Raw genomic sequence first — 15,901 nt, 5'->3', positions numbered from 1 at the left:
ATGAAGTCAGCCATGCAATTTTTATTAGTAGTGAGTGTAGTTGTGCTGGCTTCATGTCAACAAAATACAAAAGAGCAAAAATCGATGCAAGACAAACGCAATTTAACAGCTGAAGAAATACTGAATAAACCCGATTATTTAGCAATATCATACGGAGGTTATCGAAAAAAAACACGAGATTCTCAGCCTTCCATTTCACAGCTTAAGGATGATTTGAAAATTCTTTATGCTATGGATATTCGCGTTCTACGTACTTATAATGTTCGCCTACCTCATGCTTCCAATATTCTAAAAGCCATTAAAGAGCTTAAGCAAGAGGACGATAATTTTGAGATGTATGTTATGCTTGGGGCTTGGATTGATTGTAAAAATGCCTGGACAGAACTTCCACTTAATCATAATGAAGGTAGCATTCATAATGCTTCTGAAATAAATCGTGCGGTTGAATTGGCTAATCAGTACCCTGATATTGTAAAAATTATAGCAGTAGGCAATGAAGCTATGGTAAAATGGGCTAGTGCTTACTACGTTCAACCACATATTATTCTTAAATGGGTAAAACATCTTCAGGATTTGAAATCTAAGGGCGAAATAAGAAAAGATCTTTGGATTACTAGCTCAGACAATTTTGCATCATGGGGCGGTGGAGAGAGCGAATACCACACTCCAGAACTCGAAGAAATTATTGAAACAGTTGATTATCTTTCTATTCATACTTATCCAATGCATGATACGCATTATAACCCTGTATTTTGGGGAGTTCTTCCAAAAGAAAAAAAGCTCAGCAATACAGAAAAACTCGATAAAGTTATGAATAGATCATTAACTTATGCAGTATCACAATATGATAGTGTGGCGAGCTATGTGAAATCTTTAGGGATTAAAAAACCAATTCATATAGGTGAAACCGGATGGGCCAGTTTTTCCGACAGGCATTATGGTCCAGCAGGATCTAAAGCCACAGACGAATACAAACAAGCCTTATACTATCACAAAATGAGAGAATGGGCTACAAAAAATAAAACAAAATGTTTCTATTTCGAAGCTTTTGATGAGCCTTGGAAAGACGCTGAATATCCTAATGGATCAGAAAATTACTTTGGATTATTCACCGTAGATGGAAAAGCAAAATATGCATTATGGGATGCTGTAGATAAAAAAACCTTTGAAAATCTAAAGCGTGACAAAAATGAAATTACAAAAACCTACGATGGAAAATTAGAAGACCTACTTCTGGATGTGCATATTCCTCCAGTTAAAAATGAAATAATGCTCAATCATTAGTTAACTATGAAATACCGATTTTATGAAAAATTTGAAAATTTTATCTATAAATTTATTTGCGCTTATGCTGGTTAGTTCTTGTGCAGAGATAAAAGAAGAAAAAAGTTTAGATTTAGAAGTTGTAGAAACTTCAAGAAGTGGTCATAAACTTACAAAGCTAGATTCACTCAGTAAGGAGGAAGCAACTTCGAAAATTACACTAAATCCTAAGAAAACCTTTCAAACTTTTACTGGTTTTGGTGGCTCTTTTACTGAATCTTCAGCTTATTTGTTAAACCAATTGGGTACGGAAAATCGTAAGAAAATTATTGATGCTTATTTTGCTGATAGTGGAGCTAGATATTCATTAACTAGAACTCATATGAATTCTAGTGATTTTTCTTTAAGTCAATATTCATACGCTCCAGTAGAAGGAGATACTTTATTAAATAATTTTTCAATTGAAGAGGATAAAGATGACATTATTCCTATGATTAAAGATGCTATGTCGACTTCGTCTGAAGGCTTCAATATTATAGCTTCACCTTGGACAGCTCCGCCATGGATGAAAACCAATAACGATTGGGTTGGAGGAAAGTTAAAGCCAGAATATTACGATACTTGGGCACTTTTCTTTTCAAAATATGCTGATGCATACAAATCTGAAGGTATTGATATATGGGGCTTTACGGTAGAAAATGAGCCACACGGAAATGGTAATAACTGGGAAAGCATGCATTATACACCAGAAGAAATGACTGAATTTGTGAGAGAGCATCTCGGTCCTCAACTGGAAAAAGACGGGAAAGGAGATTTGAAAATACTTGGCTATGATCAGAACAGAGAAGGCATAAAGGAATGGGTAGATGTAATGTATAAAAATGAGGCAAATGCAAAATATTACGATGGTACTGCAATACATTGGTATGAAAGTACTTTTAAGGTTTTTGAAGAAGCCCTGCAGTATGCTCACCAAAAAGCACCAGACAAATATTTGATTCAGACAGAAGCATGTGTAGATGCTGAAGTCCCTAAATGGCAAAATGATGATTGGTACTGGCAAAAAGAAGCCACTGACTGGGGTTGGGATTGGGCTCCAGAAGATCAAAAACACTTACATCCAAAATACCGTCCAGTTTATCGCTATGCCAGAGATATTATCGGCTGTATGAACAACTGGGTAGACGGTTGGGTAGATTGGAACATGGTTCTGAACCGTCAAGGTGGACCAAACTGGTTCGAAAACTGGTGTGTTGCACCTGTTATCGTAGATCCGGACCAGGATGAAGTTTACTTTACACCATTATATTACACCATGGCACATTTTAGTAAATACATTAGACCAGGAGCAAAACGCATAGATTTTGAATCAACAGATAAAGATTTACAAGTAAGTGCAGCAACCAATCCGGACGGAAGTCATGTTGTGATTGTATTTAATCCTTCAGAAGAAGAAAAAATATTCGATCTTAATTTGAATGGTGCTAAAGAAACAATTTCAATTAGCCCACAAGCTATTCAAAGTATTACAATCACTAACTAATTCTTACTCCCATGTCTGAAATTAAAACTCCCGAAGATTTTAAAGTACCTGTAGGTCAAAAAGCAGCTTTTGGAGCTGGACATTTTATTCTAAATGTATTACCTGGTACTTTAGGAGTCTTTATTCAGTTTTTCTTATTAACTGCTTGGGGAGTGGATCCTTTATGGGCTGGGTTGTTAGGAGGGTTGCCAAGAATTTTTGATGCATTTACTGACCCAATCATGGGTTTTATTACAGATAATACTAAATCCAGGTGGGGAAGAAGGAGACCTTATATATTCTTTGGTTCTATTTTAAGTGGTATACTTTTCTTCTTGATGTGGCAAATCGATGATAATGCTTCTCAGTCTTATATCATTTGGCATGTTATGATTCTTCAGCTTTTATTTCTGATAGGTAATACAATGTTTGCTACCCCGCTTGTCGGTTTGGGTTATGAAATGACTCCGGATTATCATGAACGCACTAGATTGATGGCCTTTTCAAATACCATGGGGCAAATCGCTTGGATGATAGTGCCTTGGCTTTATGTTATAATTCCAGACTCAGAAACCTTTAGTACAAAACCTGAAGGTGTCAGGACTATGGCCTTTATCGTAGGAGCCATGACTATTGTTTTTGGGCTATTGCCTGCTCTATTTTGCAAAGGAATGGATGCTGGCAATATGGAAGATCGGGAGAGGATTAGTTTTAAAACATTGGCTAAAAACATAAAAAAACTTATTGAAGGAATTGTACAAGTTTCCAAAAATAAGCCATTTATGAAGCTCTGTGGTGCTACATTTTTAGTCTTCAATGGCTTTCAGTTGGTAGCTGCTTTTGGAGTATTCATCATCGTGTTTTATATGTATAATGGTAGTTATGATTTGGCAGGAACTTGGCCAGCTTGGTTTAATACCATCAATGCTATTATAACCGCTTTTATTGTAATTCCTATCATATCAAAAATTGCAACTAAAATTGGCAAACGAAATGCGTTTTTACTTTCTACATTTTTATCTATAGTAGGCTATATTCTCAAATGGTGGGGTTTTGATGTAGAATTAAATGCAAAATTTAACGAAACCGCTTTAGGTGAAGGTTTAACAGAAGGACTTGGAGCAGTTTTTAACTTTCTTAACCCATACTTAGACAGTATTGGTGCATCGTGGTTTACTATTAATGTAGAAAATGGAGTTCCATGGCTAATTTTCTTACCGATACCTTTATTTGCATTCGGAATGGGTGGCTTATTTACTCTAATGATGTCGATGACTGCAGATGTTTGTGATTTAGATGAATTAGAAAATGGCTCACCTCGAAAAGAAGGAACCTTTGGTGCGATATACTGGCTAATGGTCAAACTTGGTCAATCTATTGCGCTTGTCCTTGGCGGTGTTATTCTAAGTATAGTGGGATTCAATCCCGATTCTGACATTCAAACCATAGAAACCATGAATAACCTTAGGATTGCTGATATTATTGTGCCAGCATCAACAGCTGCCATTGCTTTTTTAGTTATGTGGGGTTATAGGTTAGATGAAAAAAGAGTGAGAGAAATTGGTAATGAGCTAAAGAAAAGAAAAGCTTTGCCTAAAGGAACGAGTTCTTCTTTTGGTACTAAAAGTTTACATTCTTTAATTTCTTCTGAAATAGTTCCAGATTATAAGTACGATTTAGATTATTCATCAAAAACAATGGATAACATTCAGGAACTTTTCTCTTCAAATCTTAATAAAGGAATGCATGGACTATGTTTTAGCCCTTATACAGACGAACAGGATATAGATGACATTCTCACCAAAGAACAAATCATAAGACGTATCGAAATAATAAAACCTTACACAAAATGGCTACGATCTTTTTCGTGTACAGGAGGAAATGAGCACATTCCTAAAATAGCGAAACAAAATGGGTTGAAAACTATGGTTGGCGCATGGATAAGCGAGGATAAAACCCAGAACCGTAAAGAAATTAATAAATTAATAGAACTAGGTAAAGCAGGTCATGTGGATATTGCCGTGGTAGGGAATGAGGTTCTACTTAGAGAGGAGCTTTCAGAAAAAGATTTACTAGATTATATTCAGGAAGTTAAAAAGGCTTTACCAAATATTCAAATAGGCTATGTCGACGCCTACTATTTGTATAACGAACATCCATTACTAATAGATGCTTGTGATGTAATTTTAATCAATTGCTATCCGTTTTGGGAGGGTGCAGATATAGAAATTTCAACAGCCTATTTACGCGAAATGTATGCTTTAATTGAATCTAAAGCAAAAGGTAAACAAATCATAATTGCTGAGACTGGATGGCCTAGTCAGGGAGAAGTCAATGAGAAAGCAGTTCCAAGCAATATCAATGCTATGAAATACTTTATCAATGTAAGCAATTGGATTCAACAAGAAAACATAAAATTATTTTATTTCTCATCATTCGATGAATCTTGGAAAGCACGTCACGAAGGTGATGTAGGCCAACGCTGGGGAATATGGGATAAACATGAAAAACTTAAATATAACTAACTATGACTTATAGAAAAGAACACGAATTAACGAAACAGCAAGAACAATTTCTGGCTTCAATTCAAAATTTAGATTTTGTGCCAGAAGTTTCTTCTGAAGAACTCCATGATTTGTTCAATTCAATTATGAAGAAAGGGATACATGGTATCTGTTTTAGTATGTACGAGGACGGTCAAGAGCCTGGAGATAATATTACTGAGGAACAAGTTAGAAGACGACTGACTATTTTGAAGCCTCACGTTAAGTGGGTGCGTTCTTTTTCCTGTATTGAAGGTAATGAATTTGTACCCAAAGTTGCCAAAGAATTAGGTATCAAGACACTAGTAGGTGCTTGGATTAGCGATGATAAAGAAAAAAACCGTCAAGAACTAGACGCCTTGATAGACCTATCAAATAAGGGCTTAGTTGATATTGCCGCTGTTGGAAATGAAGTTCTTTACAGAAATGACATTCCATTAGAAGAATTGAAAGAACATCTACTTGAGGTGAAAAGTTCAATTCCATCGAATATTCCTGTAAGCTATGTTGATGCTTATTATGAATTTACTGTTCATCCTGATTTAACAGAAATGTGTGATGTGATTTTAACCAATTGCTATCCATTTTGGGAAAGTTGTCATCACGACTATTCTCTCACACATATGCAGCAGATGTATGGTCAAGTCTTATCTGCAGCAAAAGGAAAGAAAGTAATAATTACTGAAACGGGTTGGCCGAGTAAAGGAGAAAATTTGGGTGCTGCCAAGCCATCTTATGAAAATGCACTCAAATATTTTATCAATACTCAATTGTGGTGTGAAAAAGCAGGAATCGAAAGTTTCTATTTCTCTTCTTTTGATGAATCTTGGAAAGTAGGAGACGAAGGAATTGTTGGTGCTTATTGGGGAATTTGGGATAAACATGAAAAAATAAAATACTAAATATTTATACAGGACGACTAAGAAACTATACATCAGCCATACAATCTTAAAAATTAAGCTTTTAAACCCTTCAAATGACAAGGTTTCTTTACTACAAATAAAAAGTAAAGTTTAATAAAACTTGTATGATTTTTGTTGTGTATGGAATTATTAAATCGTCAAAAAATATACTTATATTTATATAATTAATAATTTAATAACTAAAAATTTAATATGATGAAAAAAATTACAACTTTTTTAATGATGTTTCTTGTCGCATTAACTTATGCACAACCAACAACAAACCCAGGCACACCTCCTGCTAGAGATGCAAGTGATGTCATTTCAATTTACGGTGGAGGAAACGATGGTAATCCTTATACAGATGTAGCAGGTACTGATTATGCTCCTTTCTGGGGTCAACCAGGTGCTTATGTCGCACCTGTGTTTGTTGATGTAAGTGGAAATGAAGTTCTTTTTTACGAAGATTTATCATACCAAGGAATGGTGTTAGGCTCTAACCAAAATGCTGCTGCGATGGAGTTTTTACACGTCGATGTATGGTCACCAATAGATGATGTCTTTCAAATTACCCCAATTAATGGTGGTGGAGTTACTGAGGCCTTAGTTAATGTTCCAGTAACAGGTGGCCAATGGACGAGTATAGACATCCCCAAAGCTAATTTTACAGGGATGACTTGGGATAATGTTTTCCAATTTAAATCAGAAAAGCAAGGTTGGGGTGCAGATGGTCCAAGAGGCGATTTTTACATCGATAATCTATACTTCTGGAAAGAAGCTGTAGATCCTACGACTGATGCTACCTTATCTTCAATTGAAATTGATAATGCAGCTTTACCAGGTTTTGCGCCAGGAACTACTGAGTATGATTTTGGCGTACCTTCAACTTCTACTTCTGTACCTGAAATTACCCTTGCTGTGCCTACTAATACAAATGCAACAACAGTTATTACAGATGCTGCTGCTGTGCCAGGTAACGCAACAATCGTAGTTACTGCAGAAGATGGCGTGACTACTGAAACGTACACTATTTCTTATGAATTTGTTGGTCCTACATCAGCTGCTCCAACACCAGCAGAAAGAGATGATGAAAATGTAGTTAACTTTTATAGCGACGCTTATTCCCAAGAACCTTTTACAAATTTTGATGCTGAATTTTGTGGCCCCAACTCGTTTACTGAATTAGATATTAACGGAGATAACTTGTTACAATGGAATAACAATGCATGTCAAGGTATTCTATTACAAAATACTTTAGACGTTACAAGTTTTACGACTTTACATTTTGACTTTTGGGTAAATGATGGTACAGATTTAACAGGTGCTGTAATTGACCTAAAATTTAATGAAACACAAGGGAATGGAGACCCGGCAGATGACACTTTTTTAAGTATTACTCTAACAGGAGGATCAACTCCTGCCATAGTTACAGGACAATGGGTTTCAGCTGAAATTCCTGTAGACTTATCAGCCTTTGATAACTTAGATGAATTGGTAGTTACTATTCCTACGGGTCCAATGAAAAACAATACATACTATGACAACTTCTTTTTATCAGGTGGTACTTTAAGTAATGCAACTTTTACAAAAGCTGAGCTTACTACATACCCAAACCCTACAACTGATGTTTGGAATATAGAAACAAATGTAAATATTTCTAAAATTCAAGTTTATAATGTAATGGGTAAGCTAGTATCTGAACAGAAGGTTGACGCAAATCAAGCTACAATTTCTTCTGAAGGATTGTCGTCGGGAGTTTATTTTGCTAAGATTGAAAGTGATACTAAGAGTTTGCAAACAATTAGATTAATTAAAAAATAAAAGTTTTATTATAAATTTTGTAAAGGCTTGTACTATGTACAGGCCTTTTTTATTAACTGAATTTAAAAGTTTTACAATAAATACATATCTTAGATTTATCAAATTAACGTATGTTTGATAGACTTTAAGTTAAGCTTTTCCACTATGATTACACTAAAAGAACTTGCAAAACAACTGAATGTTTCTGTATCAACAGTTTCTAAAGCCCTGCATGACGCCAAAGATATTGGACCAGATACAAAAAAACGTATCAAAGAAGCAGCAGAACTCTATAATTATAAACCCAACCGTACTGCTTTAGCTCTAAAAGCCAATAAAACCCAAACCATTGGTGTAATAATTCCTGATGTTCTCAATCAATTTTTTGCAAAAGTTTTGCATGGAATAGAAGAATATGCTACAACGCATAATTATGATACCATAGTTTGTGTTAGTCATGACCAAATGGGCAAAGAAGCTAAAAGTGTAGACTTACTTACACAAGGCAGAGTAGATGGGTTCATTATTTCGTTAGCTCTAGAAACTCTTTTGAATCAAGAATTTTCTCATATTGAAAGCATTCAAAAGAACAAAAAAAAATTAGTATTATTTGATAGAACAACAGAAAAAGTAAACTGCGATAAAGTAATTATCAATGATGAAAAATCTATTTTCGATGCTACAAAAGTATTGATTGATAGTGGAAATCGGAAAATTGCTTTTGTTAGTAATATTGAAGATTTAGGAATTGGGCAAATGCGAAAAGAAGGCTATAGAAATGCCTTAAAAGCTAATAATATAGAAGTAAATAACCAATTGGAAGTCGATTTGACCAATAAGGAAAACCCACACGAAATAATAATCAACTTTCTGAAAGCAAACAAAATTGACGCAGTCATCTCAGCGGACAATACATCAGGCCTAATGTTTCAAAGCATCGTAAATAAAGAAATGCCAAAAGTAAGTTCAAAGATTACCATTATTGGATTTTCAGATGAAAAAACTGCTCAACTCAGTTATCCACCTATGGGTTACATCGATCAAAATGCAATGAAAATCGGTGAGAAGTCAGCAGAATTGTTAATCAATAAGCTTGAATCTAAAACCAAAACAGATATTCGTTTTGAGATGCCATTCAATATCAATATAAGATCATAGTTTTCTTACCAAATCAAATTTTAGTTAGGTTAAAAGTCTTAATGTTAAATTAATACATGTTTGCCTTGTTTTAACTAACTTAGCATCAACTAACTAAATTACCTTATATGAAACGCTTCAATTTATTGATGCTTTTTGTGTTTGTATTGAGTCTAAACGCAAACGCACAAGAGATCATTCACTGCTGGGATTTCAATGGTTCAGCACCCGGAGGAAACTTCAACACTTCACCTTTAGAATTAGATAATAGAGTTAGCGGCAATGGAAGCATTACGCACAACCTTACTAACGCTGAGGACTTTGGCGGAAACGCTTCCAACGCATGTTCAGGAAGTAATATCGGTAACGCTTTTAGCCCAAGAAACTCTGAGAATAATGGAAATTATTTTGATTTGAATTTTCCTTCCTCAGGTTATCAAGATTTAATTTTATCTTTTTGGGTAAGACGAACAGGAACTGGATTTAACAATAACCAAATTCAGTATTCAACAGATGGTGGTTCGAATTTTTCAAACTTAGCTTCAGGTAGTTTTTCTCCAATAAATTCTACAGCAGGAAGCGTTCACTCTTTTGATTTTTCTTCAATAACTGAAGTCAATGATGTGGAGAATTTAGTCATCAGAATCATTATAGATGGCGCAACATCTGGTACAGGAAACAATCGATATGATAATATTAAACTCGCTGGTTCACCGATTGAAAATAACACCACAACCGAAGTTTCAGCTCCGCAAAACCAAGTTGCTAGCGCTTCAATTGTTGCAGATGCAACTACAACATCAGCCAATGCGCAAGACGTTTTTAGCTTTAGTGTAGACGATTTGAGTAGTGGGGATAACTTGCCAACTGAAATTACAAGAATGCGCTTTGTTTCCGGTGTGAATAATACATCAAATTGGGCAACACAACTTCAAGGCATCAATTTAATAGATGAAAATGAAAATATTTTTTCACCTACAGTCTCTATTTCAGAGAATGAATTGATTTTAGAATTTGTAAACCCAATTTCCATACCAGACGGAACTTCAACAGAATTTACACTTGCAGTTTTTCTAAGTGAAACAAACATTCAAGATGGTGAAACCATTCAGTTTGAAGTTGAAGGAAATAACAGTGGTTTTGAAGCTGATTTTTCTTCTGGTTCAGATTTTTCTAATGCTTTTTCTGGTGGAGATGTTACTGGAAATCAGTTTACAATTGATGTTCAAGCCTCTAATATTCAATTTTCTCAACAACCAGTAGATACGCCACTAAATTCAGCAATGACACCTGCTGTAGAAGTCAGCTTTGTAGATACTAATGGCAATTTAGATACATCTGCTTCAGAAGAAGTTACCATAACTTCTTCAGGAAGTTTAGCCAATTCTCCAGCTACTGAAAATGCTGTTGATGGCAGAGCTGTTTTCAATAACATCACCCACACCAGCCTGGGGAATAATTTAACATTAACGGCATCGTCTGTAGGGTTTTCAAATATTACTAGTCAAAGCTTTAATATCGGCACAATGTTCATCGCGGTTCAAAATTTTGATAATGCAACGCCAAATTGGAATTATTCTAAAAATATCAACTTTTTTGACGATTCTTGGGGTTCTGCTTATTTTGGCATAATAAATATAAGTAATGCTTCACCTCTAAACTTTTCTGAATTTGATAATAATATTTTAGGAGAAAACGATTTAGATTCACCTAATGGCACATCAAATTTTGCTGAACTGGAATTTGAAAATATCAATATTTCAGGATATGAAAATGTGAACTTATCATTGGATTGGCAGGCGGTTGGTTACAACACTGGATCGGATTTTTTAAAATACGAATTGATTTACGATGGTGAAAATCAAGGTGAAGTTTTTGTGTTTGATGGTGGTCAAACTGGTGAAAATGGTTCAGGAACAATTTCTGTAAATGTGCCAAATTCAGTAAATCAAGTTGGGCTCAGATACATAATTAGCAGTAACGGTGCTACAGGTTATTCTGGTTTGGATAATATTGAATTGAGTGGAACCTCCAACGATACAGATTCTCAAATTGTAGCACCAAGCACGCCAATTCCTTCAGGAACAATCGTTGCAGATGAGGCAATCAATGTGTCAAATTCCGTCAAAGTTTTGCGCTTTGATGTTACTGATTCTGGAAGTTTGGATGGAGTTTCCACCGAAATCAATACTTTAAGATTTGTTCCCGGAAATGCCAACACTGCCAATTGGTCTGAAATTATTGAAGGTGTTCGGATTGAGTCTGGAAGCTTTCTCGCCCAATCCAACCAAAATCTAACAATTACAGACCAAGAATTGATTTTGGAAATTACAAATAATAGTGGTGGCTTAATGACAGTAAACGATGGCTCAACTAAAACATTTGAGTTAAGTATTTTTATAAAGTCAAGTGACATAACGGATCAAGAAGTTATCCAAATGGCAATTGAAGATGGAAATTCAAATCAATTTGTGAATTCATCTGGATCTTCATTTTCTAGAAATATTTCAGGTTTTGAAGGGAATATTTTCAATATTGATGTGCAAGGTGATGGTTTGGAATTTATTACTGAAGCTTCAAGCACAATTTTAGGCGAAGCAATGTTTCCGGTTCAAATTGCCAACACTGATACAGAAGGCAATATTGATTTGAGTCTTACAGAAACCATTAGCATAACATCCACAGGAGTCTTACAGAATTCTCCAGTAACCGCATCACCAGAAAGCGGAATTGCTACCTTTGACAATCTTATTCATACCGAGTTAGATTCGGGTATTCAACTTACGGCAAATGCAAATGGTTATACTTCTGTAAACAGCCAAAATTTCAATATTATTGAAACGCCAAGCTTGCTAATTTCTGAAGTCGCCGATCCTGGAGATGATTTCAATGGTCGATTTGTAGAACTTTATAATACCGGAACTGAGGCGATAAACTTTTCAGAAAACACTTATTTTCTTCACAATGCAACAAACAATAGCAGTGTTCAACTTACAGGAAACTTACCTGCAAAATCACATTATATTGTCAGTTTAAGCGACGATGCCACTTTCAATTTTACCGTGAATTACGGCACAATTTCAGACTTGGTTAGCGGTGTAATTTCCGGAAATGGTGACGATGCTTATTTCTTGTCTACTAACGATTCACAAGCAACATTGGTGGATGTTTTTGGTGTAATTTCAGAAACCAATCAGTCCGGAATTTCTTGGAGTTACGAAGATGCAAAAGCAACTAGAAATATCCCAACCGTAGATGCACCAAGTAGCTCTTTCAACCTAAATGAATGGAGTTTTTCTACCGCTAACGTTTCAGACATGACGCCAAACGAGGGCGACAACGATTATATTTATAATAATTCTTGGACAGCTGAAGGGCTTGGAAATGCGCCAAACATGCAGAGTTCTGATGCACAAAATATCTTTGTAAAATCTGGAACAGCAACCTTGACTAGCGATATTGATATTAACGATGTGGTAGTCAGAGAAAATGCTACACTTTTAATAGAACGCAGGCTCAATATTTCTGGCGATTTCATCAACGAAGGTGAAGTGATTTTTAAAAGTTCAAATGCAAGAACAGCCGTACTTGGACAAGTGAATCCCAATTCAGAAATAATAGGAAATAATTTTGTGTCCGAAAGATTTTTCAGCAATTCAAATCGAGCGTTTCGGTATATTTCACCTTCCATAAATTCAACAGGAAGCATCAATGAAAATTGGCAAGAAGGCGCCAATGATGTTAGTGAAAATCCAAATCCAGGCTACGGAACGCACATTACAGGTTCACAAAGCGGTGCAGATGGTTTCGATGCTACAGCAACAGGAAACCCGTCATTATTTCAATGGAATGCAAATACGCAAGAATGGAACGCTGTTCCAAATACCGACACAGAAACCTTACAAGCTAATGAAGCTTACGGTATTTTGATGCGTGGTGATCGCAGTATTTCCCTGACTTCTAATGATGCTATAGGAAATTCTACAGTTTTAAGAACTAGAGGAGATTTACTACATGGCAATCAAATTGTACCCAATTTAGCACAAAATGAAGGCGAATTTAGTTTAGTTGGAAATCCTTATCAAGCTAAAGTTGATATGGATGTTTTACTGAGTAATGCCGAAGGCTTAAGTTCACAATTCAGTTATATTTACGATCCAACTTTAGGCAATCGTGGCGGTTATGTCACCGTAGAATTCCAAAATGGTAACGCCACAGTTACGCCTGTGGGATCGACTGTCAACAAGAATCTGCAAGTTAATCAGGCTTTTTTTGTTCAGAATATATCTTCAAACCCTAGCTTAACCTTTACAGAAAACAGTAAAGTTGAAACATCGACAAATAACGGAACTTTTAGCGATGAGACTTCAAATTTAGAAAGTATAAAAATCGACTTGAAAAACGCTGAACTTGATAAAATCGTTGATGGTGTGAAGATAAATATCAGTTCAGATTTTAGTGAAACTGTCAATTTTTCTGACGCTCCGAAATTTTGGAACGAGGCAGAATGGTTTGCAATTGATAAATCTCCAGATTTTTTATCTGTTGAATCTACCAGTATTTCTGAAAACAATGATGAAATTCAACTGTATTTAGATAATTTTCAAACAAATGAATATGCATTTCGTGTAAATCTAGAAGAATTTGAAGCTGCTGAGGTTTCACTTTACGATGCTTATACTGGTGGAAATTACAATTTGACCAATACACAAGTCAACGTGATTGCATTTGTTACAGATGAAAGCATTCCAGAAAGTATAGAAAGCGATCGTTTTAAATTGAAATTCGACAACATAACACTAGATCAGCAGGAATTTAATTCCGAAAAATTCAGCGTGACGCCGAACCCTTTAACTGAAAATTTTTTCAGAATCAATCTGAATGAAAGTTTTACAGATTCTGAAATAACTGTTGAACTTTACGACTTACAAGGGCGAAGCGTTTTTGAAAAGCATTCAAAGGCACAAAACCCTATAGAAATTCAAGTTGAAGACCAACTGAATTCAGGAGTTTATATTTTGAAAGTCAGCAACGCTTCAAAAAGCTTTACACAAAAACTAATTGTTCAGTAGAAAGCCCCAAAATAAAAAAGCAGTTGAAATAAAAGTTTCAACTGCTTTTGGTTTTAGTCTTCAATCAAATGTTTGATGATATCTGTAGTGGTTACAATTCCGACTAATTTGTCACCTTTAACTACAGGAAGCGCATGAAATTCTTTTTTAGTGATAATTTCAGCAGCGGTTTTGATATCTGCGGAATCTTCAATGCTTTCCACATTTTTAGTCATCACTTGCTCTAGTGTGAACATGTCATAAACCATAGATTCTACTTCTTCGCCATTATCGTCAGTCGCATCTGCAAACGAAATTCGCATCAAATCCGTATAGCTAAGTATGCCAGTTATTTTCTCACCTTCTACAACAGGCAAGTGTCTTATTTTGTGTTTTTTGAATAAAGATTCAGCTTTGGTTAAACTATCTTCAATATTCAATTTTACTAAGTTCTTGGTCATTATTTTAGAAACTGTTGCATTTGCTTTCATGGCATTTTATTTTAAAATTATACCGTAAATTTCATCAAATTTCTAAAGTTCAACTATGATAAAAGTCAGTTTTGTAAGAATGGTTTTTTTAGAACTAAAATGGTAATTTCAATTGTTCATCTTTAGGTTTTGCTTGCAGTTTTTGCGTTTTGTCTGTATTCAAATTTGACAAAGAAACGCCCAACAAACGCACAGAATCTTTTAGTGATTCTTGAAAAAGTAAAGTTTTGGTTTCTTCCATAATCAAAGCTTTGGATGAAATATAAAGCGATAAAGTTTTACTCCTGGTTTGAATGCTGAAATCGCTGTATTTTATTTTCAAAGTAATGGTTTTGCCAGCAACTTTGTTGTTTTTCAGACGTCGTTCCACTTCTTCTGCAATTGCTTCTAGCTTTTCCAACATGTAGATTTCAGAGGAAATGTTTTCAGAAAATGTGCGCTCTGCGCCAAGTGATTTTCTAATTCTTGTTGGTTTTACTTCACTAAGATGAATGCCGCGCACGACATTGTAATAATGCAAACCACTTTTACCAAAAGTTGATTCTAGAAATTCCAATGATTTTGATTTTAAATCTGCTCCAGTGAAAATCCCAAGCCGGTACATTTTGTCTTGTGTTACTTTTCCAACACCGTAAAATTTCCTGATATCCAAGTTTTCTAAAAATGAAATCACTTCATCAGGTGGAATGGTTTTTTGTCCATTTGGTTTGTTGATGTCACTGGCAACTTTGGCGATAAATTTATTAATAGAAATCCCTGCAGAAGCATTCAAACCAGTTTTTAATTTAATTTTTTTACGAATTTCTTTCGCAATTAAAGTCGCACTAGGAAAGTTGATTTTGTTGACACTTACGTCCAGATAAGCTTCATCCAAAGAAAGCGGCTCAACCAAATCGGTGTATTCAAAAAATATTTTTCTGATGTCTTGAGAAAAGGATTTATAACGGTCGAAACGCGGTTTTACAAAAATCAAATCTGGACATAATCTGGCGGCTTGTCTTCCACTAATGGCACTTCTCACACCAAATTTTCTTGCTTCGTAACTTGCCGCTGCGACAACGCCTCTTTTGGAACTTCCGCCAACAGCAATGGCTTTGCCTGCCAACTCGGGATTGTCTAATTGCTCTACCGATGCATAAAAAGCATCCATATCGACATGAATGATTTTGCGGATATGTTCACGAAAATCCAT

General features: G+C 35.3%; 9 protein-coding genes. 7 read left to right on the top strand and 2 right to left on the bottom strand.

What is annotated here, in order from left to right:
• From EIG86_RS09495 to EIG86_RS09465, 7 genes are all read left to right on the top strand, one after another.
• Positions 1 to 1,284, top strand: coding sequence for a glycoside hydrolase family 17 protein (locus EIG86_RS09495; protein WP_127845935.1), 1,284 nt, complete (start codon positions 1 to 3; stop codon positions 1,282 to 1,284).
• 22 nt (positions 1,285 to 1,306) lie between these two features.
• Positions 1,307 to 2,806 (top strand): glycoside hydrolase family 30 protein, encoded by a 1,500-nt coding sequence (locus EIG86_RS09490; RefSeq protein ID WP_127845934.1) that lies wholly within the window; start codon positions 1,307 to 1,309, stop codon positions 2,804 to 2,806.
• A gap of 11 nt (positions 2,807 to 2,817) precedes the next feature.
• A complete protein-coding gene (locus EIG86_RS09485) occupies positions 2,818 to 5,310 on the top strand; it encodes an MFS transporter (RefSeq protein WP_127845933.1) in 2,493 nt (830 codons plus the stop codon).
• Positions 5,311 to 5,312: 2 nt separating this feature from the next.
• Positions 5,313 to 6,230, top strand: a complete 918-nt coding sequence (locus tag EIG86_RS09480; protein ID WP_127845932.1) for a glycoside hydrolase family 17 protein — start codon at positions 5,313 to 5,315, stop codon at positions 6,228 to 6,230.
• 240 nt (positions 6,231 to 6,470) lie between these two features.
• On the top strand, positions 6,471 to 8,051 hold the full coding sequence (locus tag EIG86_RS09475; protein ID WP_157983127.1) for a T9SS type A sorting domain-containing protein: 1,581 nt from the start codon (positions 6,471 to 6,473) through the stop codon (positions 8,049 to 8,051).
• A 144-nt stretch (positions 8,052 to 8,195) separates the two neighbouring features.
• Entirely contained in the window at positions 8,196 to 9,188 is a 993-nt protein-coding gene (locus EIG86_RS09470; RefSeq protein WP_127845930.1) for a LacI family DNA-binding transcriptional regulator, read from the top strand.
• Between the two features lie 107 nt (positions 9,189 to 9,295).
• Positions 9,296 to 14,239 carry a beta strand repeat-containing protein gene (locus tag EIG86_RS09465; RefSeq protein WP_127845929.1) on the top strand — a complete coding sequence of 1,648 codons (4,944 nt, stop codon included), beginning with the start codon at positions 9,296 to 9,298 and terminating at the stop codon, positions 14,237 to 14,239.
• Between the two features lie 53 nt (positions 14,240 to 14,292).
• On the opposite strand, the gene EIG86_RS09460 is transcribed toward EIG86_RS09465, so the two are convergent.
• Both EIG86_RS09460 and dinB read right to left on the bottom strand, forming a co-directional pair.
• On the bottom strand, positions 14,293 to 14,709 hold the full coding sequence (locus EIG86_RS09460; protein WP_127845928.1) for a CBS domain-containing protein: 417 nt from the start codon (positions 14,707 to 14,709) through the stop codon (positions 14,293 to 14,295).
• A 94-nt stretch (positions 14,710 to 14,803) separates the two neighbouring features.
• Positions 14,804 to 15,901, bottom strand: coding sequence for a DNA polymerase IV (dinB, locus tag EIG86_RS09455; protein ID WP_127845927.1), 1,098 nt, complete (start codon positions 15,899 to 15,901; stop codon positions 14,804 to 14,806).

The sequence above is a fragment of the Psychroflexus aestuariivivens genome, from assembly GCF_004010055.1.
Taxonomy (GTDB): Bacteria; Bacteroidota; Bacteroidia; order Flavobacteriales; family Flavobacteriaceae; genus Psychroflexus; species Psychroflexus aestuariivivens.
Note: the sequence above shows the minus strand (reverse complement) of the source record. Positions and strands in the feature narration are given on the sequence as shown.

What these genes read in the sequence shown, in the direction of transcription:
- EIG86_RS09495 (WP_127845935.1), top strand. Translation starts at nt 1, where the DNA reads ATGAAGTCAGCCATGCAATTTTTATTAGTAGTGAGTGTAGTTGTGCTG.
- EIG86_RS09490 (WP_127845934.1), top strand. Translation starts at nt 1,307, where the DNA reads ATGAAAAATTTGAAAATTTTATCTATAAATTTATTTGCGCTTATGCTG.
- EIG86_RS09485 (WP_127845933.1), top strand. Translation starts at nt 2,818, where the DNA reads ATGTCTGAAATTAAAACTCCCGAAGATTTTAAAGTACCTGTAGGTCAA.
- EIG86_RS09480 (WP_127845932.1), top strand. Translation starts at nt 5,313, where the DNA reads ATGACTTATAGAAAAGAACACGAATTAACGAAACAGCAAGAACAATTT.
- EIG86_RS09475 (WP_157983127.1), top strand. Translation starts at nt 6,471, where the DNA reads ATGATGTTTCTTGTCGCATTAACTTATGCACAACCAACAACAAACCCA.
- EIG86_RS09470 (WP_127845930.1), top strand. Translation starts at nt 8,196, where the DNA reads ATGATTACACTAAAAGAACTTGCAAAACAACTGAATGTTTCTGTATCA.
- EIG86_RS09465 (WP_127845929.1), top strand. Translation starts at nt 9,296, where the DNA reads ATGAAACGCTTCAATTTATTGATGCTTTTTGTGTTTGTATTGAGTCTA.
- EIG86_RS09460 (WP_127845928.1), bottom strand. Translation starts at nt 14,709, where the DNA reads ATGAAAGCAAATGCAACAGTTTCTAAAATAATGACCAAGAACTTAGTA.
- dinB (WP_127845927.1), bottom strand. Translation starts at nt 15,901, where the DNA reads ATGGATTTTCGTGAACATATCCGCAAAATCATTCATGTCGATATGGAT.